Below are 20,017 nucleotides of genomic sequence, written 5' to 3' on the forward strand. Positions count from 1 at the left end.
CTTACTCCTGCGGAATCGGACGGGTGCCGACGATAGACAGCCCGTAGGCGTCGATGCCGACATAGCGGGTTTCGGGCGAGTTTGTTAGCAAGATCAGCTCGGAGGCGCCGATGTTGGCGAGTATTTGCGAGCCGAGCCCCGTACGTTTGATGATCTGCGGGGTTTTGTCGTCTTCGCCGAAGTCGAGCTTGGGGTGCGGCTCACGGAAAAGTACGACAGCGCCGCGCCCTTCAGCTGCAACAAGGCGCATAGCGGCGTGCAGCTCGCCAGCGGGGCCAGGGCCAAGGCCGAGCACATCTTCGAGCTCGTTGAGCGCGTGGGTGCGCACCAAAACTGGCTCGGGCGTGGTGATGTCCCCTTTGATCAAAGCGGTGTGTTCTGTGCCGCTGATCTCGTCAGAGAAGACCCGCAGCTCCCATTCGCCGCCGAACTCTGACTGCACGGTCTGGCGTTTCACTTCGCGCACGAGGTTGTCGTGCTTGTGACGGTAGGCGATGAGGTCTGAAATCGTTCCGATTTTGAGGCCATGTTCTTTTGCAATTTCAATAAGTTCCGGCAGGCGGGCCATCGTGCCGTCGGCGTTCATGATTTCACAGATAACACCGGCAGGGTTGAGGCCAGCGAGGCGCGAGATATCAACAGCGGCTTCTGTGTGGCCCGCGCGCACAAGCACGCCGCCCTGTCGCGCGCGCAGCGGGAAGACATGCCCCGGCGTGGCAATCGCGGCCTCGGTGTTTTGCTCGTTGATCGCGGTTTTTACAGTCAAAGCACGGTCGGCGGCCGAGATGCCCGTCGTCACGCCTTCGCGCGCCTCGATCGAGACGGTGAAAGCTGTCTCGTGGCGCGAGGAGTTGTTGGTTGCCATCATTGGGAGGCCGAGCCGCGCGATGCGCTCGGATGTCATTGGCAGGCAGATAAGGCCGCGTCCGAAAGTGGCCATGAAGTTAATGGCTGCGTCATCGGCAAATTCGGCGGCGATGACAAAGTCACCCTCGTTCTCGCGATCCTCGTGATCAACCAGAATATACATCTCGCCAGCGCGGGCGGCGGCAATGATCTCTTCGGTTGAAGAAATAGCCTCACTCAGGCTTGCTTCCAGCGGTCCGGGGGTTGTGTATGTTTCACTCATGGGAGCCTCGTTATGGTGCAGGGGCTGGTTAGCGCAAGTGCTGCGGCTTGACCAGAGGATAGGCTCATAACGTTGGGTATTTGTAGGTGCTAGAACTCCGCTAGAACTGCCAGAGCGCTGGCACAAAACGATAGGCGTCAGCATCGCGTTGCACATGCCCGACACCGGGGAAAGGAAAGTGGTATCCGAGCAGCGAAATACGCTCGCTCGCGGCTTGGTCAAGCAGCTTCAGGCGGGTTTGCACCGTTTGCCCACCGTCATGATCACCTTCGTTAAACCATGCGGGCTGAGCAAAGTTTGTCCAGGCGTGGCTCATGCTGTCGCCAAGGGCGAGCAAAGTTTTGTCGCCCGACGAGACCCTAACAGACATATGCCCCGGCGTGTGCCCGGGCGTGCTGACGAGCGCCACACCTGAAACAACCTCGTGCCCGTCGCGTGCAAACACCCAGTCGAGCCCCTCGGTGGCGAAGGCGTTCAGCGCTCCGACAACAAACTGCTGTCGTTCAGGTGCAACACGGTCAACCAGCCCCTCTTGGCTCCAATAAGCGTGCTCGGCCTCGCCGATGATGTATTCGGCAGACGGAAACAACGGCTCGTCAAAGCCGTCGCGGATGCCCCAGATATGATCAGGGTGGGCGTGGGTGATAACCACATGGGTGATATCGTCGAGCCCGAGGCCGGCGGCCTCAAGGTTGCTCACCAGCTTACCGGTTGTCTCGAACCAGCGGTCACCAGAGCCGACATCAACCAGCACTTTGTGCTCACCGGTCTCGATCAGCAGGTGGTTGGTGTGCGAATAACCTTTGTCGACATCCAGATAGTAAGCTTGTAAAAACGCCTGCACCTCGTCACGCGGCGCGTTGATACCAAGGCCGGTTGTCGGGTTGGAGAAGTATCCGTCCGACAGCACAGTCAGGCGCATATCTCCGAGCGTAAACCGAAAATACCCCGGATTTTGCCCCTCGGGCGCGCCCAATTGGGCGGCCGCAGGCAGCGCAAAGGCCGGCATCGCGGCGGCAACTTTAAGGATATCACGGCGGGTCGGTTTGATCAGGCTCATGGCGGCTCCCTGTTTGAAAGGCAGACTAGGCCATACGGGCGTGAACGCAATCATTTTCGTGAATGTAATTAACTGACGGCGTTAACGTCGCTTTGAAAGCCATGTATATGGCTGCGGTGCGGACTTAGCGCCATTTCGCTGCAGCTGCTCTAAGGTCGGCTCTGTGCACTTCTAAACCGCAGTGGAAAGCAGGCCGCCGAGGCCGATGGTTGCCTAAAGTGCAGCGAGAGACTATCGCTACCTGTAAACACCGCCTGCAATGAACCAAGGTATCGATCCATGATCCCGAAAGCTGAAATTCACTGTCACATAGAAGGCGCTGCTGATCCGGAGCTTGTTCTCCAGCAGGCCCGCAAATACAATGTTGATGTTTCAGAAATCATTCAAAATGCGGCATTTGTCTGGAGCAACTTTTCCGAGTTCCTGAAGTGTTTTGATGGTGCGGCGAGCCTGTTTCGCACGCCAGAAGACTATGCGCTGCTGGCAGAAACTTATCTTGCCCAACTTGCTGCGGTTGGTTGCATATATTCAGAGGTCTTCATCTCAACCGATCATGCCCGCATGATTGGTATTTCGGAACGCGACTATATTGACGGGCTGGCCGAAGGCATAATCCAAGCCCGACGCAAGCACGGCATCGAAACGCGTATGATCGCGACCGGTCTACGGCACGAAGGCCCGGAATCAGTGCTTCGTGCAGCAACCTATATCGCCCAAAACCCCCATCCGCTTGTCACAGGATTTGGCATGGGTGGTGACGAGCGCATGTACCATCCAAAAGAACTTGCGCCCGGATTTGACGTGGCACGAGAAGCGGGTCTGGAGATTACGACGCACGCCGGTGAATTCGGCGGGGCAGACTCTGTGCGGGATTCCTTAAAGTACTTAAAGCCGAGCCGAATTGGCCATGGTGTCCGCGCGATCGAAGACCCGGAGTTGGTTCAAGAGCTTGCCGACCAACAGATCGTTCTGGAATGCTGTCCCGGCTCCAATATTGCCCTATCTGTTTACAACAGCTTTGCCGAACACCCTTTTTTGGCTCTGCGTGACGCTGGCGTCCCCGTCACACTGAACTCGGACGACCCTCCGCATTTTCATACCTCTCTGGCGCGTGAGTATGAGATCGGGGCAACTGAATTTGGTTTGACAGAAGCAGAGCTTTGCGAAGTTACCCGTACGGCGATCAAGGCGGCGTTCGTTGACGACGAGACGCGTATACGCTTGTTGCAAAGAGTAGACGGTTAAAGTTCTACCCGTACATCGTGCAGCCAGATTTTCGGTGGCCGGGACAGCATGAACACAACAACATCAGCCAGATCCTCGGGTTCTGTGAAGATGTGATTTGGCACGTCTTCGTTGGCTTTTGAGAACATTTGTGTGTTTGTGCCACTTTGATAGAGTCCGGCGACGCGAATGCTCGTGTCTTGTTCATCAGCCTTCAGGACTTCTGTAAATCCGCGAACGCCGTATTTGGTAGCCGTGTAAACAGATTGGCCTGCCTGGGCCACGACGCCGGATTTTGAAGCAACATTCAACACAATTGCCTCTGGTTTTTTGCGCATATCGGCAATCAAGAAGCGCGTTAGCTGCATCAATGCTGTCAGATTTGTCTGAACAGTGGCTTCGAGCATCTCAGCGTCAATCTCGTCCAGCGGGCTGGTCTTGTGCCAAATCCCTGCATTATTGATCAGGATATCAACACCGTTAAACGCCGTCAGGATGTCCTGGGCTGTTTGTTCCAGTTGCGCGACATTTTGGATATCGCAGGTAAAGGACCTAACCTGCTGCGCTCCTCCAGCTAGGCACCGTTCTTTCACGTCTGACAGCCGCTCGGCGTTCCGACCGATGATCGCCAAGTTGCAGCCTTGTTCAGCAAGTTTCAAGCAGATGTGCTTTCCAATGCCGTCACTGCCACCTGTAACCACGACAGTCTTGCCCATAAGGTTCATCGTCAGATTCTCCGTTAAAGTAAAAGGTTTCGATGAATGGCTATGCGCCAATCTGAGGGATATTGAGTATCTTCATCTTTTTAACCGAACCAAAATCAAATCAAAAGCTCGTACGCTTCCTGTCTATGTTGAAACTGAACCAATGACTGCTTTCATTGGCTCTGGTCATCCAGCCAACTCGCAGCATCCGTAACTATCGGCTCGAACCAGACTTTCGCTGCGGGCTGCTGTTGCTTATGAAAACTCGGCCAGCCGATCAACATAGCGCGCAACATAGCGCGCCATTGTGTCGATCTCGAGGTTCACGCGGTCACCGACTTGCGCCGCGCCCCATGTTGTCACATCCTTGGTGTGGGGGATGATGTTGACGCCGAAAATGCAGCCATCAACCTCGTTCACCGTCAAAGACGTGCCGTTCAAGGCCACAGACCCTTTGGGCGCGATGAACTTCGCCAGTTCTTCAGGTGCCTCGAACGTGAAGCGGGTGCTGTCACCCTCTTCAACCATCGCAGTGATCACAGCTACACCGTCAACATGGCCCGAGACGATATGCCCGCCGAGCTCGTCACCAACCTTGAGCGCGCGCTCCAGGTTGAGCTTGCCGCCCTGCTCCCAGCTGCCGATGTTGGTTTTGTCGATGCTCTCTGCCGAGATTTCGACATCAAACCAGCCTTTGCCCAGAGTGATCGCTGTGAGGCAAACGCCGTTGCAAGCAATAGAAGCGCCAATGTCGATGCTGTCGGTGTCATAGGCCGTCGCGATACGCGCACGCAGATCACCGCGCTGCTCAAGTTCGCTGATTTCGCCGATGTCAGTGATGATGCCTGTGAACATGCCACGCTCCTTGCTGATTGCCCTTGGCTTAACGAAGCCAGGCGACAGGCGCAAGAAACCCTGTTAATTTAGCAGCAAATCAACCATATTTTGACCACAGTCTGCGCATATCAAAAGGTGTAAAGTATCACGAGTTTTGCAAGACATATGACAAAGATCACAGGTGATAACCGCGTTTTCCTGTTTTTGCAGGGGCCGCACGGGCCGTTTTTCCACAAGCTTGGAAAGATGCTGCGCGCCGCTGGTGCGCAAGTCTGGCGCGTGGGCTTTAATGCTGGTGACCGTGCCTTTTGGTTCTCGCCCAAAACATACATCCCCTTTCGTGGCAGTCAGGACGCCTGGGCTGACACCTTTGAGCAGATCATTGCCGATAAAGGTGTGACCGATATCGTGCTTTACGGCGACACGCGGCCTGTGCATGCGCAAGCCGCCGCACGTGCGCGCGATCTTGGCCTTGGCGTGCATGTCTTCGAGGAAGGTTACTTGCGCCCATATTGGGTGACTTATGAGCGCGGCGGCTCTAACGGGCATTCAAAGCTCATGGATATGAGCCTTGAGGAAATGCGCCGCGGGCTTGAGCACTCGGACATGGACGCGCCGCTGCCGCCCGCCCGCTGGGGCGATACAAGGCAACACGTTTTTTACGGTGCGCTTTATCACTGGTTTGTAATGTTTCGGAACGGCGACTACCGCAACTTCAAGCCGCACCGCGCGCTGAGCGTCACCAAAGAGTTTCGACTCTACCTCAAGCGGCTTTTGCTGATGCCGTTTCAGGCTGCTGACCGTGGCATTGCGACCTTGCGCATCCGCTATGGCGGCTTTCCCTATCACCTCGCCCTGTTGCAGCTGGAGCATGACAGCAGCTTTCAAGAGCACTCGCCCTTTGACACAATGATCGACTTTCTTGATGTCGTAATTCGCGGCTTTGCCGAGGGCGCGCCAAAGCACCATCATCTTGTTTTCAAGGCGCATCCGCTGGAAGACGGGCGCGTGCCCCTGCGCCGCGAGATCAAGCGTATCGCGACCGAACTCGGCATTGGAAAGCGTGTGCATTATGTGCGCGGCGGCAAGCTCGCAGCGCTGCTTAACGACACCCGCAGCGCCGTAACAGTGAACTCGACAGCTGCGCAGCAAGTGCTCTGGCGCGGTATCCCGCTCAAGACTTTTGGTAAGGCTGTCTACAACAAACCCGAGTTTGTTTCGACGCAGCCTTTGGGCACTTTCTTCTCGGCGGCGCAGCGGCCTGATCACAAAGCCTATCAAGAATATCGCCGTTACCTGCTTGAAACGTCACAGGTTCCTGGCGGGTTTTACTCGGCACGTGGCCGCCGCCAGCTGATGCGAATGGTCGTTGATATGATGCTCTGCCCTGACGATCCCTACCAAGCATTGGAAACCGGAACCGCGGCTCCGCGGCAACAGTTACGGATCGTCCAGTAACTTCTGCTCTTACTTACGCTTGATTTTTTTAAAACATCTGCGTTACAGTCACATCAAAATAAGCGCGCAAAGTGCTGAATCTGAGGCAGAATATAAATAGGTCGAGGAGACCGAGTAGTGAAACCCGTAACTCCTAGTTGGGCGCGTTTTGTCGCGCTTGTCGCCGCATTGGCGGTTGTTTCATCTTGTGGCCTTCCCGGTGTTGGCCCCAACAAAAAGCAAATCTTCGCAGGCTCCGTGCAGCAAGAAGGTGATGCTTTCGTTGTCTCCGTGAACGACCGCGTGACACGCGCAACCGGTGTTGTTCCGGCGCTCGGGTTTTCTGACACTTTCAAAAATGCAGGCCTCATCGGCTCTGACACCATCCGCCCAGGCGACACGCTTGGCCTGACAGTGTGGGAAAACGTTGATGATCCTCTGCTTGGGTCATCAGGCCCTGCTGGTGCCGGTGCTGCCGTCCTTGAAGAAGTGCAGGTTGACGGCGCAGGCTTCATCTTTATCCCCTATGCGGGGCGCATCAAAGCTTCGGGCAACACGCCAGAAGGCATCCGCCGCATCATCACACGCAAACTGGCTGACCAGACACCTGATCCGCAGGTGCAAGTGCGCCGCCTCGCAGGCGATGGCGCGAGCGTCAGCCTTGTAGGTTCGGTTGGCGGTCAGGGTGTATTCCCGATCGAACGGCCGACACGCACGCTGACAACCATGCTCGCAAACGCGGGTGGCATCACCATCGAGCCGGAAATCGCCCAGATCACAGTGATCCGCAAAGGCATGCGCTCGAAAGTCTGGTTTCAGGACCTCTACAAAGACCCACGGTTTGACATCGCCCTGCGTGACGGTGATCGCATCCTTGTTGAGGAAGACACCCGCTCGTTCACAGCCCTCGGCGCGACAGGCGCGCAGGCTCGTGTGCAGTTTGAAAGCCAAACGCTCTCGGCAATTGAAGCCATCGCACAGGTTGGTGGCCTTTCGGCAACAGCAGCTGATCCGACAGGTGTATTCATCTTCCGCAACGAGCCAGCTGAAATCGCCAACATCGTAATGGGCCGGCAAGACTTGCAGGGCGCGCAACGCCTTGTCTATGTGCTTGACCTCACACAGCCCAACGGCATGTTCCTCGCCCGTGACTTTTCAGTGCGCGACGGCGACACGCTCTACGTAACTGAAGCCCCCTTCACCCAGTGGAACAAAACCATCTCGGCTGTCACCGGCACCCTTGGTGCAGTTGGCACAGTCAGCACTGGCGTGACATCACTTTCAGGGGGCTAAGCCCTTTGTCTAAAACGACAAACCCAGAAGCCGCCGGAGCACATTTGCCCCGGCGGCTTTTCTATTACAACGCCGGCTTCTGGCGCCAAAAGCGGTTGCGTCGCATTCTTGAGCTGTCAGGCCACGAGCTTAGGCTCGGTCGCCCTCGCGAAGGGGATGGCGTGGTTGTCTGGGGCCGTTCCCCCTATGCCAAACGCGGCGAGGCTGTCGCGGCACGCAGCGCTGCACCTTTGGTGCGACTGGAAGATGCCTTTCTGCGCTCACTCAAGCCGGGCCGCGCAGGCGAGCCGCCTCAGGGCCTGATGATTGACGGGCGTGGTGTGCATTTTGACAGCTCGCAGCCGTCCGAAATAGAGCACATCCTTGCCAACACCCCACTGGACGACTCCGCAACTCTGGCCATAGCCAAAGGGGGGATCGAGCGGCTCAGAGAAGCGCATCTGACCAAGTATTCCGGCTTTGACACCAATGCTCCCCTGCCCGAGGCGGGCTATGTTCTGGTCATTGATCAAACCCGAGGTGACGCTTCGGTGACGCATGGCAAGGCCGATGCCAACGCGTTTCGCGAGGCGCTTTACTATGCCCAAGAAGACAACCCGGGCGCGCGCATCGTTGTCAAAACACACCCCGAAACAGCACAGGGCTTTCGCCAGGGCTACTTTTCCTCCAAAGACGCCAATGCCCGCATCACCCTGTTTGACGCCCCTGTCAGCCCGCATGCGCTGCTCGACGGAGCGATCGCTGTTTATACCGTCAGCAGCCAAATGGGCTTTGAGGCGATCATGGCGGGACACAAGCCCGTGGTGTTCGGCCAGCCGTTTTACGCCGGATGGGGCCTGACAGATGACCGATGTCCACACCCCCTACCCCGCCGTGGCCGCGCCCTCACGCCTGCGCAACTGTTTGCCGGAGCTATGGTGCTCGCGCCGACGTGGTATAGTGCCATCGACGACAAGCTTTGCAGTTTTGAGCAGGCGCTGGGCGAGTTCGAGGCCAACACCCGCGCTTGGCGCGAAGATCATCTCGGCTGGAAAGCCGCCCACATGCGCCTGTGGAAGCGCAAGCCTTTGCAGCAGTTTTTCGGCCAGCACGGCAAGCTGACGTTTCAAGACAAAGCCGAGGGCGAGCGCGCAATGGTCTGGGCTGGCAAAGCCACCGACACTGGTACTGGTACAGGCACTGGCACTGGCACTAACACTGACACCAACACTGACAGCCGCGTTCGGGTTGAAGACGGTTTTCTGCGCTCGCGCGGGCTGGGAGCCAAGCTGACGCCGCCGCTCTCTCTGGTGCTCGACGATATGGGCATCTACTACGACCCGACCTTTGAGAGCCGCCTTGAACTCTTGATCAAAACCCGCGCCAAGCTGCGCCCTGATCAAACCCTGCGTGCCCGCAAGCTGATTGATGAGATCACCGCAAAGGGCGTGACCAAATACAACCTTGAAGGCGCGGTGCCTGCTCTGCCGGAAGGCCGCAAGCTGCTGGTGCCCGGTCAAGTCGAAGATGATGCCTCGATCAAGCTGGGCGCTGGTGATGTGAACACCAACCTCAAGCTCTTACAGGCCGCGCGCAATGCCAACCCCGCCGCCATTATCGTGTTCAAGCCGCACCCCGATGTGGAAGCTGGCCTGCGCCAAGGGACGGTGCCAGCAGATCAGCTGGTTGGATTGGCTGATGTTCTGGTTGAAAACGCCAGCGCTGAAGCGCTCTTGGCCGCGGTTGACGAAGTCTGGACCATGACCTCGCTGCTCGGCTTTGAAGCCCTGTTGCGCGGCAAGAAAGTCACCACCACAGGCCGCCCGTTTTACGCCGGATGGGGGCTGACAACCGACAAGGGCGCGGCCTGCGAGCGGCGCGGGATGCATATACAACTTGAAAGCCTCGTGCATGCGGCGTTGATTGATTACCCACGCTATCATGACCCCGTTTCAAACCTGCCCTGCACAGCAGAAACCGCCGTCAAACGCCTGGCCAGCGGCGACGGGCTCTCGCGCGGCCCTGTCAACAAAGGCCTGTCAAAACTGCAAGGGCTGTTCGCCAGCTACGCACACCTCTGGCGTTAACGTGATTTGCGAAAGTATGGTCAAGCGCCTATCTTTTGAACATTGTAGCCCACAAGAGGTATCAGGATGCGCCGTTATTATTCGAGTTTTTTCCATTGTCTGTTTAAAGGGTTTGCCCTGACTGTTGCGCTTGGTGTCACGCTCGCGCCGCCCGTGAGCGCCTTTACAGCCGTCAACCGGCTTCATGTTCAGCCCACAGGCCAGCAGGGCCAGTTCGAGGTGATCTCGTCACAGGGTGCGGGGCCTCGTCAGATCTGGTGTGCCGGTGCAAACTTTGCCCGTTCCGCCCTTGGCGTGGCCGGTAACACGCGCCTCTACATTTCCAAGGGCTTGTCACCTAGCGCTGCTTTCAGGGGCCGTAAAAGCGTGATCTTTACAGTTGCCCCAAGTGCTGCGCTGCGCAACGGCCCGCGCCTAGGAGACGGTGGTAACTACTCTGTTTCATTGACTAAAGCAGGTTTCAACCTGTCGGCAAATCACGCCGAAGGCTTTTGTGAAGACGTGTGGACCGACTTTGACTAACCCCTCCCGCCAACAGGAAAACCCCGCAGCGCACTAGTGCTACGGGGGCTCATACGCCGCGGCGTAAAGCTTAGTCTTCGAGTACGAATGTGACCATCTTGAGGCTCTTTTCCAAGTCGAGGAAATCTCTGTTACGCGTGCAATTGACATAGGGAGTCGCCCGTTGGTGTTTCATTTGATCTTGCCGCAGAGTTAGCGCCAGCGACCAGAAAAGAGACAGGGGGGAACCAAACTGCAACATTCCCACTACCCTCTATGTAGCGGTTACAATTGCCCTCTACCCAAACCCTAGCGGAGCCCCTATAGTGCCTGTAGATAAGTGGGGTTAACCCACATCTTTGAGGCGGAACAAGAAAAGAAGGGGGACGGCCGATGCGCTGCCCGTTTTGCGGAAATGTCGACACACAAGTAAAAGATTCACGACCGGCCGAAGACCATGTGTCTATCCGGCGGCGGCGTTTTTGCCCCGCTTGCGGCGGTCGCTTCACCACATATGAGCGCGTGCAACTGCGTGACTTGGTGGTGATCAAAACCAACGGCAAGCGCGAGAATTTTGACCGCGACAAGCTTGAGCGCTCCATTCGCATCTCGATGCAAAAGCGCCCTGTTGAGCCTGAGCGCATTGATCAGATGATCTCGGGCATCGTCCGCCGGCTTGAAAGCATGGGCGAAACCGACATCCCCTCGACCGCTATCGGCGAGATCGTGATGGAGTCTCTGGCGCGTATCGACACCGTTGCTTACGTGCGTTTTGCCAGTGTTTACAAGAACTTCCAGGCAGCAGATGACTTTGACAAATTTGTCAGCGAACTGCGCCCGGAATTTTCATCCGACGATAAGTGAGCCGATCCGACATAGGCTTTATGCGCCTCGCGCTAAGCATCGGGCGGCGTGGGATGGGCCAGACTTGGCCTAACCCCGCCGTCGGATGCGTGCTTGTGAAGGACGGTCGCATCCTGGCGCGGGCTGTCACCGCCACGGGCGGGCGCCCGCATGCCGAGGTGCAGGCGCTTGCTCAGGCAGGCGCGGCGGCCAAGGGTGCCACGGCTTATGTGACGCTTGAGCCATGCTCGCATATCGGCGAAACGCCCGCTTGTTCGCAGGCCCTCATCGACGCAGGTATCGTCCGCGTAGTTGCCCCGTTTGAAGACAACGACAGCCGCGTTTCAGGGCGCGGTTTCGGCATGTTGCAAGCTGCTGGCATTGAAGTCACGCTCGGTATCTGCGCTGAAGAAGCGGCCATTGACCATGCAGGCTTCTTCCTGCGCAATGACACAGGCCGCCCTTTTGTCACCCTCAAACTCGCCAGCTCTTTTGACGGGCGCATTGCCACGGCGACAGGCGAAAGCCAATGGATCACGGGCGAGGCCGCACGCAAACATGTGCATGGGTTGCGCGCCTCACATGATGCCGTGATGGTCGGCGGTGGCACCGCCCGCGCTGATGATCCGATGCTCAATGTGCGCGGCTATGGCGCCCGCCGTCAGCCCGTGCGTGTCGTGGTTTCGCGGCGTTTAGACCTGCCGATGATGAGCAAACTCGCAGCCTCGGCCAAGGACGTGCCGCTGTGGCTATGTCACGCGCCGGACGCCGACAAAATGTTGTTGCAAACTTGGCAGGGTATCGGCGCAACATGTGTTGAATGCAGTCTCCAAGGCCAGCAACTTGATGTTGCCTCCACCCTGCAAGCCATCGGCAAAGCCGGCCTCACCCGTGTGTTCTGTGAAGGCGGCGGCGCTTTGGCCGCGTCCCTGCTCAAGGCTGACCTGGTTGATGAACTGGTTGGCTACACCGCCGGCTTGGCGATTGGCGCAGAAGGCTTGCCAGCGATCGGCGCGATGGGGCTTTCAAACCTCAGCGCTGCGCCTCGGTTCAAACTGGCAGAGCAGCAGACACTTGACGGTGATGTGATGATGCGTTGGCGGCGGGCTAGTAAGTAAACTTAGCGCTTCCCGCGTCGCATCTTAGTTCGCCCAGCTCTTTTTCGCCTTGGCGGACAACTATGCCAGCGACAGTCACAACCGTCACTTCTCCGTCGTCGTGGTCTGGGTAGTTTCGTTGATGTGCCCCGTAAACTGCGTAGCTTATACCGTTGTTTATAAAGATTAACTCTTCCCAGATCGTCGAGCCTATCCCCGGCCAGGGCCTGTAGATAAACTCGCCAACCTTGGCGGTAAGCGCCAGCTCGGCCTTTCCGTTAATGCTGCCAAACCAATAGCTTGCCGAGTGTTCATCACGGCAAACCTCAAGGCGCTTCGTGCCGCCCTTGAGCGTGCATGATACAAAATGCGAGTCAGGAGTGGCGCAATCGGCCAATGCTGCTACGGGAAGAAAAACCGCAACTATCAGAGTTTTGAACATCAGCATCTCTCCAAACGAAAAGAGCCCCGAAGGGCTCTTTGATCTATTGATCCAAGAAGGAGCGCAGCTTGCGGGAGCGGCTTGGGTGCTTCAACTTCCGCAGCGCTTTCGCTTCGATCTGGCGGATGCGTTCGCGTGTTACCGAGAACTGCTGGCCGACTTCTTCAAGCGTGTGGTCGGTGTTCATGCCGATGCCAAAGCGCATGCGCAACACGCGCTCTTCACGCGGGGTGAGCGAGGCCAGAACACGAGTCGTGGTTTCCTTGAGGTTCTCCTGAATGGCAGAATCCAAAGGCAGCACGGCGTTCTTATCTTCGATGAAATCACCGAGCTGTGAATCTTCCTCGTCGCCAATCGGGGTTTCGAGCGAGATCGGCTCCTTGGCGATCTTCATCACCTTGCGAACCTTCTCAAGCGGCATTTGCAGCTTGGCTGACAGCTCTTCCGGCGTCGGCTCGCGGCCGATTTCGTGCAGCATCTGACGGCCCGTGCGCACAAGCTTGTTGATGGTTTCGATCATGTGCACAGGAATACGGATGGTGCGGGCTTGGTCAGCAATGCTCCGGGTGATCGCCTGACGGATCCACCATGTCGCATAAGTGCTGAACTTATAGCCGCGACGGTATTCAAACTTGTCCACCGCCTTCATCAGGCCGATGTTACCTTCTTGAATAAGATCAAGGAATTGGAGGCCACGGTTGGTGTATTTCTTGGCGATCGAGATAACCAAACGCAGGTTGGCTTCAACCATTTCTTTCTTGGCTTGGCGGGCTTCTTTTTCGCCCTTCTGAACCTGCCCGACAATGCGGCGGAACTCGGAGATATCAAGCCCGACATATTGCCCGACTTGCGCCATGTCTGCGCGCAGTTCTTCAACTTTATCGGTCGATTTTTCGATGAACATCTGCCAGCCACGGCCGGGCTTTTCAGCCATCTCTTCAAACCACGTCGGGTCAAGCTCGCGGCCACGGTAGGCCTCAACAAACTCACGGCGGTTGATGCGCGCTTGGTCAGCAAGCTTCACCATCGAGCTGTCAATCTGCATGATGCGGCGGTTGATGCCGTAAAGCTGGTCGATCAGAGCTTCAATACGGTTGTTGTGCAGGTGCAATTCGTTCACCAACTCAACAATCTCGGAGCGGAGCTTTTGATACTTCTTCTCGGCCTTGTCGGTGAACGAGTCGTCTTCGTTGAGCGTCGCAGAAATGCGGCTGTCCTGCATTTGTGAAAGCTTCACATAGTCGTCAGCGATGCGGTCGAGCGTTTCCAGAACGCCGGGCTTGAGCGCGGCTTCCATCGCAGCGAGCGACATGTTGGCCTGCTCGTCTTCGTCATCATCATCGTCGTCATCGGTGTTGATCGGGTTGCCGTCAGCGTCGAGCTCTTGCGCCGCTTCGGCTTTGGGTGCTTCGACACCGCCCGCGGCGGGAGCAACAGCAGCGGTCTGGGTTTCTTCCTCACCCAACTGATCACCGAAGGTTGTCTCAAGGTCGATGACATCACGCAGCAGAATGTCTTCGCTTAGAAGTTCGTCGCGCCAGATGGTGATCGCTTGAAATGTCAGCGGGCTTTCGCACAGCCCGAGGATCATGGTTTTGCGGCCCGCCTCGATGCGCTTGGCAATCGCGATCTCGCCCTCACGAGAGAGCAGTTCTACAGAGCCCATCTCGCGCAAATACATGCGCACGGGGTCATCGGTGCGGTCAAGCTTTTCGGCGTTGCCCGAGCCTAGCGTCAGCTCGCCTTTTTGGCCGGCAGCAACAACATCGGTGACTTTGTTTTCGTCGTCTTCATCTTCATCTTCAATGATATTGATGCCCATTTCCGAGAGCATCGACATCACATCTTCGATCTGCTCCGAGCTAACTTGCTCGGGGGGCAACACCTGATTGAGCTGATCGTAAGTGATGTAGCCCTTCTCGCGCGCCTCGGCGATCATCTTCTTGACGGCGGCTTGGCTCATATCCAGCGAGCCGTCAGCATCCTGATCGTCTGGCTTACGGTCGTCGTTGTCTTTTGCGGCCATGGTCTGCTCCTTATGGGCAAATCGGGGAGGACGGATCAGCAAGATGATTCGTTTTAACGAATCATGCAGCGTTAAGAGTGATTCGAAAACCTGTTTACCCCGTTTTCGTTAGGGATTCCCCACCAAAACGTATCAATCGTGCGAATCACTGTGGCCGATTTGCTCCATAAGCTTGGCGAAGACCTCTCTTTCGGCCTTACTGATTCGCGCACCGTTCTTTGAGGTGTGGTATTCTGTCTTGTCTTCCTGCGCTCCATGCGCAGCTTTGTTGCGGGCTTCAGCGGCCTGTGACAGCCGCCATGTCATCGTCTCATCGGCGACATGGGCGAGGTCCTCCTCGGCTTCGGCGATCTCGGCACGCCAGCCGCGTTGGGCCTCAAGTTTGGCAAATTCTTCGGCAAGCGTCATGCGGGCGAGGTCTTCATCTGCCTCCGGCCGCAGCGCTGGCACGACTTTTAGGTGGGGCTGGGTCGAAAGGTTTTCAAGAGCATAGGGGCCGAGTGTTTCAAAGGCCGCATCTGCCGCCTCTTCGCGGGTTTTCGCCTGACAGCGCAGCAGAAATGCACGCAGGTCTGCCAAGTCTCCATCTGGGCAATCAAGCCGCTCGAGCGCGTAGTCAAACTCTTCACAAAGTTGCGGATGCCGCAGCAACACGGCAAGGATAGCACCAACACGCATGTTGTCTTGCATTTGCTCGGACGCCCCCATGAGCAGCGAGTTTTTCGTCTCGCTGAGCACGGCAGGTGTAGGTTTCCACTTGCCCTTGGTAAAGCTGCCAGTGCCGCCCGAGTTGCGCCGCTGGGGGCGGAAAAGCTCATAGCGCAGTTCTTTGATCGCCTCGCCGTAATGGGCGCGAATAGACGGGTCAGCGATCAGTTTGATCTTCTCGCGCAGGGCCTTGTCGAGTGCGGCTTTGCGTTCGGGGCTGTCATAAACGCGCCCCTCGGTTTCGCGTTGCCACAAGAGCTGCACCATAGGCATCGCGGCCTCAACCATCTGCCGCATCGCCCCTGCCCCTTGCTGGCGCACAAGGTCGTCGGGGTCTTTGCCCTCGGGCATCATCGCAAATCTGAGGCTCTTGCCAGCCTGCAAAAGCGGCAGCGCAATGTCGATCACCCGCATCGCAGCCCTGAGCCCCGCGGTGTCACCGTCAAGCGCGATCACCGGCTCGTCGGCCACACGCCAAAGCATCTGCACTTGGTGCTCGGTAACGGCGGTCCCAAGCGGCGCAACGGTGGCTGCAAGCCCTGCCTCAGACAGCGCGATCACGTCCATGTAACCCTCGGCGACAATCAGCGGTTCGCCCTTCCCTGCCGCCTCACGCGCAGGCGCGTGGTTGTAAAGCGTGCGTGACTTGTCAAACAGCGGTGTCTCGGGCGAGTTGAGGTATTTTGCATTGTCGGACGGGTCCATCGCACGGCCACCAAAGGCAATGCAGCGCCCGCGCACATCGCGGATCGGGAACATGATACGGTTGCGGAAGGTGTCGTAGGGCTTGCCGCCTTTTTGGCTTGCCTTCGCCAACCCCGCTTCAAGGATCAGCTCTTCCTCAACACCCTTTCCGCGCAGGTGCTCCCAGAGGTTCTGCCAGCCCTCCGGTGCAAAACCGATCTCGAAGCGCTCGACTGTCTCGGGCTTAAGCTTGCGGCCCTCAATATAGTCTCGCGCGTCGGCCCCCGCGCCTGTCTTGAGTTGCAGCTTATAAAACTGCACGGCCTGTTCCATGACCTCGACCAAAAGCGTGTTGCGATCCGCCTTTTGCTGCGCTTTCGGGTCGCGCTGAGGCATCGGCATTCCGGCCTCTCGCGCCAGAATTTCAACAGCTTCCATGAACTCGACATTCTCGGTTTCTTTGACAAACCCGATCGCGTCGCCCTTGGCGTGACAGCCAAAGCAGTAGTAATAGCCCTTGCGGTCATCGACATGAAAGGAGGCGGTTTTTTCGTGGTGAAACGGGCACGGCGCCCACATGTCACCCTTGCCCTGGTTTGACTTTCGCGCATCCCACATGACTTTGCGGCCCACAACCTGCGTGATCGAGGTTCTGGTGCGCAGCTCGTCTAAAAATCCGGGTGGCAGCGACATCTAACTAATATAGGGGCTATTTGTCAGGATCAAAGCCCGAGCATTGCTCGACAAAAGCAAGCTTCGGATCAGCGGCTTTCAAATCCTTGCGCGGCAAGGTGTAGATATAGCCAACCAGCAGCGGCACAGAGGTTTTATAATCTTCCTCGGTGCTTTCCATAATCTCTTCTTTTGCCTTGGCCTCACGCGTGCGGGCAAGCCGCGCTTCGGCGGCTTTGGCAATGATCTCGCCTTGTTTTTCACAACGCGCATCGCGCTCGGAAGCACTTTCGGCGGCGGCAGCTGATGCAAACGCCAAGCCCAGTAAAGTGACCAGAAGAATCTGTTTCATATCGTTCCCCTTCAGATGATTTAGCTGTGATAGCGCGTCTGGCCGCAAGAGTCTCGCTCAGAACCGCTGCTGGCCCTTAGCCATGTCCAAATGTGTCTTGATCGACGGCGCAAAGAGCAAAAGCCAGCCCGACGTATACCAAAGGTAAAACAGCGCCGGCCACCAGAGCACAGCAAACACCAGCCCGATCACGCCAGCAACACGCATTGCCGTGTTTTGCGAGGCAAAGCGCAGCAGCGTCAGTTGCAACAGCTTGCCCCCGTCAAGCGGCTGCACGGGCAGCATGTTAAACACAAACAGCGCGATGTTGATGCGCGAAAACAACCAGAGATACCCGCCGAATGTCGCCAACAACATGTTGCCACTGCTAAAGATATACCAAGCCCCCAGCGAGCTGAGGGCCCACAGCGCAAGGTTGACGATCGGGCCCATCGCCACGATCAGCTCTTGTTCGCGGCGTGTGCCCGAGCGTGCGTGCTCACAAAACCCGCCGCCGCCAAAGAGCACAATCCGCCGCACCGGAATGCCCTGCACCTGACAGCCCCAGGCATGGCCAAGCTCGTGCAGATAAATCGAAGCCAGCAACATCGACACTGTGATGCCAACCCAGATAAAGTTGCTCAGCCCCGACAAAAGCAGAAACAGCCCCGCCAACAAAATGAGCGACTGCGCAATTTCGACTCTGACCCCGAAGAGGCCTTGAAAGCTAAAGATCGTTGGGCCGGGCTGAAACATAAACTGACCATTACCGCAAGCATCCTGAGGGGCAAGAGAGAAACGACTTGCCACGCCGCGCTGCCGCGTTAAGCTGTTGAAATGACAGAAATGATCACCATCCTTACGGGTGCAGGTATCTCGGCGGAAAGCGGGCTTGGCACCTTTCGCGACGAAGGGGGCCTCTGGGCGCAGCACCGCATTGAAGATGTCGCCACACCCGAGGGCTTTGCGCGCGATCCCGAACTTGTGCACAGCTTTTACAACGCCCGCCGCGCGCAGGCTCGCGAGGCCACGCCAAACGCTGCGCATGAAGCGCTGGCTAAGTTGGAAGCCCGTTACAACGGCGAGGTTTTGATTGTCACTCAGAACGTCGACGGGCTGCACGAAGCCGCTGGTGCGCAAAATGTCTTGCACATGCATGGACAGCTTGAGGGCGCGCTATGTGGTGCCTGCGAGAAACGCTGGGCGGCCCCTTTGGTCATGCATCCAAGCGACACATGCCCGCACTGCAACGCGGCGGCAACGCGGCCCGACATCGTCTGGTTCGGAGAAATGCCCTACGGCATGGACACGATCGAAGACGCCCTTGCGCGCTCGACGTTGTTTGCTTCGATCGGCACTTCGGGCAATGTCTACCCTGCTGCCGGCTTTGTCGCCCAAGCGCGGCAAAACCGCATCCCGACCATCGAGCTCAACCTCGAAGCCTCACAAGGCGGCACCCTGTTTGACGAGCGCCGCCTAGGCCCCGCAAGCAAAGTTGTGCCTGCGTGGATTGATGAGCTGTTGTCAGCCTAGATTAACACCGGATCAATCGCTGTGGCTGTGGCTTTCGTCGTCGCCGTGCTTGTGCTCATGATCGTGGCCTTCCATCTTCATCTCGGGCTTGCGTTCAAGATCAACAGGAACTTCGACAACCATCTCGCCAGCTTTTTCAAACTGCAGCGTTACGGTGATCGTCTCGCCCTGCACAAAAGGCTCGTTGAGGCCCATGAACATCACGTGATAGCCGCCGCGTTTCATCTTCAGGCCTTCATGCGCAGGCACGGGCATACCGCCTTCGACTTCGCGCATTTGCATAACGCCATCATCGGCTTTGATATGCGTGTGAAGCTCGACACGTTTGGCCGCATCAGAACTGGCGCCGATCAGCGTGTCGTCTTCGCCATGGTTTTCGATGGTCAAAAATGCGGCACCGGCCTTGGCAACAGGGCTTGAAGAGCGCGCATAGCTGTCGGTGACCATGAGGCCCTCGGCATATGCCGGCGCAACGAGAGAAACAGCCGCAATGGCTGCGAGAATTGTGGTTTTGAATGACATGATATGTCCTTTGATTAGCTGATGTTTGAGTGGAAACCGTCAGATGATCAATGGTGGAGCGCGCGCGTTCTTGCGCAAAATGTGCTGCGTAGGAGCTTCAGTTCGTGTCGCCACGCTCAACAAAGTCGAGCCGCCGAGAACAAGCTCTGCCGCCACTGGCTGCTCTGTCAACAAAGCAGCAACCACAAGGGTGCAGTCAGGGCAGAGATGCGGCGCGCTCGTGGGCTGCCCCTGCGCGTCAACCAGCATCACTATCGGGCCGGAGCCGGAGCAAAGAACCATCAGCCCGGTCGCCGGGTTCACCATACGGGCTTGCACCATAGCACCGCCCGTCAGCACGAGGGCCAGAGACAGCACAATGGCGAGATATGAGCGAAGCGTGGTCATTCTGTTTTCGAGTCTACGCCTCTCATTGCGGAGTTCAAAGTGACAAAATGAAACAGGGCAAAGCCCGCCCATCCACACAAACAAAAACAGCCCCGCCGCTTGGGCAGGGCCGTTTCTAACTGTCAGCAAAGAGGCTTAAGCTTCGGCTGCTGCCGTCTGCGCCTTAGCAATCTCTTTTTTCAGCTTCAGGTTCTTTTCTGAAAGCTCGGTGTCTTTGGCTTTTGCCAAGAACTTGTCAAGACCGCCACGGTGATCAACCGAGCGCAGCGCCGCTGCAGAGATGCGCATCTTGAAGCCGCGGCCCAGTGTTTCTGACTGGAGCGTGACGTCGTTCAGGTTCGGCAAGAACCGACGGCGCGTTCTGTTTTTCGCGTGGCTGACATTGTTGCCAACCATCGGGCCTTTTCCGGTCAATTCGCATACGCGTGACATGGCTTGTTCCTCATCTTCTCATCTGCCGCTCGCCTCTTGGCAGAGACTGCTGGCAATAAACATGGGCGCCGTCGCGCAGCGCCCGTCAA

At 57.3% G+C, this 20,017-nt stretch carries 20 protein-coding genes; 8 read left to right on the plus strand and 12 right to left on the minus strand.

What is annotated here, in order from left to right:
• Position 1: 1 nt before the first annotated feature.
• Positions 2–1,129, minus strand: a complete 1,128-nt coding sequence (gene ribB, locus KO498_RS17440) for a 3,4-dihydroxy-2-butanone-4-phosphate synthase (protein ID WP_215961191.1) — start codon at positions 1,127–1,129, stop codon at positions 2–4.
• Positions 1,130–1,229: 100 nt separating this feature from the next.
• Entirely contained in the window at positions 1,230–2,189 is a 960-nt protein-coding gene (locus KO498_RS17445) for an MBL fold metallo-hydrolase (RefSeq protein WP_215961192.1), read from the minus strand.
• 279 nt (positions 2,190–2,468) lie between these two features.
• On the opposite strand from KO498_RS17445, the gene KO498_RS17450 reads away from it, so the two are divergent.
• Positions 2,469–3,434 (plus strand): adenosine deaminase, encoded by a 966-nt coding sequence (locus KO498_RS17450; protein ID WP_215961193.1) that lies wholly within the window; start codon positions 2,469–2,471, stop codon positions 3,432–3,434.
• Here KO498_RS17450 and KO498_RS17455 read toward each other — a convergent pair.
• Positions 3,431–4,138, minus strand: a complete 708-nt coding sequence (locus KO498_RS17455) for an SDR family NAD(P)-dependent oxidoreductase (RefSeq protein ID WP_215961194.1) — start codon at positions 4,136–4,138, stop codon at positions 3,431–3,433. The two genes, KO498_RS17450 and KO498_RS17455, sit on opposite strands and share 4 nt — an antisense overlap.
• Before the next feature lie 234 nt (positions 4,139–4,372).
• Positions 4,373–4,972 carry a riboflavin synthase gene (locus KO498_RS17460; RefSeq protein WP_215961195.1) on the minus strand — a complete coding sequence of 200 codons (600 nt, stop codon included), beginning with the start codon at positions 4,970–4,972 and terminating at the stop codon, positions 4,373–4,375.
• A gap of 147 nt (positions 4,973–5,119) precedes the next feature.
• Here KO498_RS17460 and KO498_RS17465 point away from each other — a divergent pair, with 147 nt between their 5' ends.
• The 6 genes from KO498_RS17465 to ribD all read left to right on the plus strand — a co-directional run bounded on the left by KO498_RS17465 (position 5,120) and on the right by ribD (position 12,212).
• Complete coding sequence (locus tag KO498_RS17465) at positions 5,120–6,412, plus strand: capsule biosynthesis protein (RefSeq protein WP_215961196.1); 1,293 nt, start codon at positions 5,120–5,122, stop codon at positions 6,410–6,412.
• Between the two features lie 117 nt (positions 6,413–6,529).
• Complete coding sequence (locus KO498_RS17470) at positions 6,530–7,684, plus strand: polysaccharide biosynthesis/export family protein (RefSeq protein ID WP_215961197.1); 1,155 nt, start codon at positions 6,530–6,532, stop codon at positions 7,682–7,684.
• 5 nt (positions 7,685–7,689) lie between these two features.
• Entirely contained in the window at positions 7,690–9,750 is a 2,061-nt protein-coding gene (locus tag KO498_RS17475) for a capsular polysaccharide biosynthesis protein (protein WP_215961198.1), read from the plus strand.
• 66 nt (positions 9,751–9,816) lie between these two features.
• Positions 9,817–10,272 (plus strand): hypothetical protein, encoded by a 456-nt coding sequence (locus KO498_RS17480; RefSeq protein ID WP_215961199.1) that lies wholly within the window; start codon positions 9,817–9,819, stop codon positions 10,270–10,272.
• Between the two features lie 372 nt (positions 10,273–10,644).
• Positions 10,645–11,115, plus strand: coding sequence for a transcriptional regulator NrdR (gene nrdR / locus KO498_RS17485; protein ID WP_215961200.1), 471 nt, complete (start codon positions 10,645–10,647; stop codon positions 11,113–11,115).
• Positions 11,116–11,135: 20 nt separating this feature from the next.
• The gene (gene ribD, locus KO498_RS17490) at positions 11,136–12,212 is read left to right on the plus strand and encodes a bifunctional diaminohydroxyphosphoribosylaminopyrimidine deaminase/5-amino-6-(5-phosphoribosylamino)uracil reductase RibD (RefSeq protein WP_215961330.1); all 1,077 of its coding nucleotides are present in this window, start codon (positions 11,136–11,138) and stop codon (positions 12,210–12,212) included.
• Here the strand turns inward: ribD and KO498_RS17495 are convergent.
• The 5 genes from KO498_RS17495 to KO498_RS17515 all read right to left on the minus strand — a co-directional run bounded on the left by KO498_RS17495 (position 12,202) and on the right by KO498_RS17515 (position 17,810).
• Positions 12,202–12,633 (minus strand): hypothetical protein, encoded by a 432-nt coding sequence (locus KO498_RS17495; protein WP_215961201.1) that lies wholly within the window; start codon positions 12,631–12,633, stop codon positions 12,202–12,204. The two genes, ribD and KO498_RS17495, sit on opposite strands and share 11 nt — an antisense overlap.
• 43 nt (positions 12,634–12,676) lie before the next feature.
• A complete protein-coding gene (rpoD, locus tag KO498_RS17500) occupies positions 12,677–14,659 on the minus strand; it encodes an RNA polymerase sigma factor RpoD (protein ID WP_215961202.1) in 1,983 nt (660 codons plus the stop codon).
• Positions 14,660–14,791: 132 nt separating this feature from the next.
• Entirely contained in the window at positions 14,792–16,744 is a 1,953-nt protein-coding gene (dnaG, locus tag KO498_RS17505) for a DNA primase (RefSeq protein ID WP_215961203.1), read from the minus strand.
• Positions 16,745–16,760: 16 nt separating this feature from the next.
• Positions 16,761–17,075, minus strand: coding sequence for a hypothetical protein (locus KO498_RS17510; protein ID WP_215961204.1), 315 nt, complete (start codon positions 17,073–17,075; stop codon positions 16,761–16,763).
• Between the two features lie 57 nt (positions 17,076–17,132).
• Positions 17,133–17,810: a site-2 protease family protein gene (locus tag KO498_RS17515; RefSeq protein ID WP_215961205.1), complete on the minus strand. Its 678-nt coding sequence runs from the start codon at positions 17,808–17,810 to the stop codon at positions 17,133–17,135.
• 81 nt (positions 17,811–17,891) lie between these two features.
• Here KO498_RS17515 and KO498_RS17520 point away from each other — a divergent pair, with 81 nt between their 5' ends.
• The gene (locus KO498_RS17520) at positions 17,892–18,587 is read left to right on the plus strand and encodes an NAD-dependent deacylase (protein WP_215961206.1); all 696 of its coding nucleotides are present in this window, start codon (positions 17,892–17,894) and stop codon (positions 18,585–18,587) included.
• Positions 18,588–18,599: 12 nt separating this feature from the next.
• On the opposite strand, the gene KO498_RS17525 is transcribed toward KO498_RS17520, so the two are convergent.
• The 3 genes from KO498_RS17525 to rpmB form a co-directional block, all read right to left on the minus strand.
• On the minus strand, positions 18,600–19,109 hold the full coding sequence (locus KO498_RS17525) for a copper chaperone PCu(A)C (protein WP_215961207.1): 510 nt from the start codon (positions 19,107–19,109) through the stop codon (positions 18,600–18,602).
• Between the two features lie 39 nt (positions 19,110–19,148).
• On the minus strand, positions 19,149–19,496 hold the full coding sequence (locus KO498_RS17530; protein WP_215961208.1) for a hypothetical protein: 348 nt from the start codon (positions 19,494–19,496) through the stop codon (positions 19,149–19,151).
• 135 nt (positions 19,497–19,631) lie between these two features.
• Positions 19,632–19,928: a 50S ribosomal protein L28 gene (gene rpmB, locus KO498_RS17535; protein ID WP_215961209.1), complete on the minus strand. Its 297-nt coding sequence runs from the start codon at positions 19,926–19,928 to the stop codon at positions 19,632–19,634.
• Between the last annotated feature and the right edge of the window lie 89 nt (positions 19,929–20,017).

This window comes from Lentibacter algarum, from assembly GCF_018860975.1.
GTDB classification, from domain to species: domain Bacteria; phylum Pseudomonadota; class Alphaproteobacteria; order Rhodobacterales; family Rhodobacteraceae; genus Lentibacter; species Lentibacter algarum_A.

Bases quoted from the DNA above. Each gene is read 5' to 3' on its own strand.
- ribB (WP_215961191.1), bottom strand. From the start codon at position 1,129: ATGAGTGAAACATACACAACCCCCGGACCGCTGGAAGCAAGCCTGAGT.
- KO498_RS17445 (WP_215961192.1), bottom strand. From the start codon at position 2,189: ATGAGCCTGATCAAACCGACCCGCCGTGATATCCTTAAAGTTGCCGCC.
- KO498_RS17450 (WP_215961193.1), top strand. From the start codon at position 2,469: ATGATCCCGAAAGCTGAAATTCACTGTCACATAGAAGGCGCTGCTGAT.
- KO498_RS17455 (WP_215961194.1), bottom strand. From the start codon at position 4,138: ATGAACCTTATGGGCAAGACTGTCGTGGTTACAGGTGGCAGTGACGGC.
- KO498_RS17460 (WP_215961195.1), bottom strand. From the start codon at position 4,972: ATGTTCACAGGCATCATCACTGACATCGGCGAAATCAGCGAACTTGAG.
- KO498_RS17465 (WP_215961196.1), top strand. From the start codon at position 5,120: ATGACAAAGATCACAGGTGATAACCGCGTTTTCCTGTTTTTGCAGGGG.
- KO498_RS17480 (WP_215961199.1), top strand. From the start codon at position 9,817: ATGCGCCGTTATTATTCGAGTTTTTTCCATTGTCTGTTTAAAGGGTTT.
- nrdR (WP_215961200.1), top strand. From the start codon at position 10,645: ATGCGCTGCCCGTTTTGCGGAAATGTCGACACACAAGTAAAAGATTCA.
- ribD (WP_215961330.1), top strand. From the start codon at position 11,136: ATGCGCCTCGCGCTAAGCATCGGGCGGCGTGGGATGGGCCAGACTTGG.
- KO498_RS17495 (WP_215961201.1), bottom strand. From the start codon at position 12,633: ATGTTCAAAACTCTGATAGTTGCGGTTTTTCTTCCCGTAGCAGCATTG.
- rpoD (WP_215961202.1), bottom strand. From the start codon at position 14,659: ATGGCCGCAAAAGACAACGACGACCGTAAGCCAGACGATCAGGATGCT.
- dnaG (WP_215961203.1), bottom strand. From the start codon at position 16,744: ATGTCGCTGCCACCCGGATTTTTAGACGAGCTGCGCACCAGAACCTCG.
- KO498_RS17510 (WP_215961204.1), bottom strand. From the start codon at position 17,075: ATGAAACAGATTCTTCTGGTCACTTTACTGGGCTTGGCGTTTGCATCA.
- KO498_RS17515 (WP_215961205.1), bottom strand. From the start codon at position 17,810: ATGTTTCAGCCCGGCCCAACGATCTTTAGCTTTCAAGGCCTCTTCGGG.
- KO498_RS17520 (WP_215961206.1), top strand. From the start codon at position 17,892: ATGACAGAAATGATCACCATCCTTACGGGTGCAGGTATCTCGGCGGAA.
- KO498_RS17525 (WP_215961207.1), bottom strand. From the start codon at position 19,109: ATGTCATTCAAAACCACAATTCTCGCAGCCATTGCGGCTGTTTCTCTC.
- KO498_RS17530 (WP_215961208.1), bottom strand. From the start codon at position 19,496: ATGACCACGCTTCGCTCATATCTCGCCATTGTGCTGTCTCTGGCCCTC.
- rpmB (WP_215961209.1), bottom strand. From the start codon at position 19,928: ATGTCACGCGTATGCGAATTGACCGGAAAAGGCCCGATGGTTGGCAAC.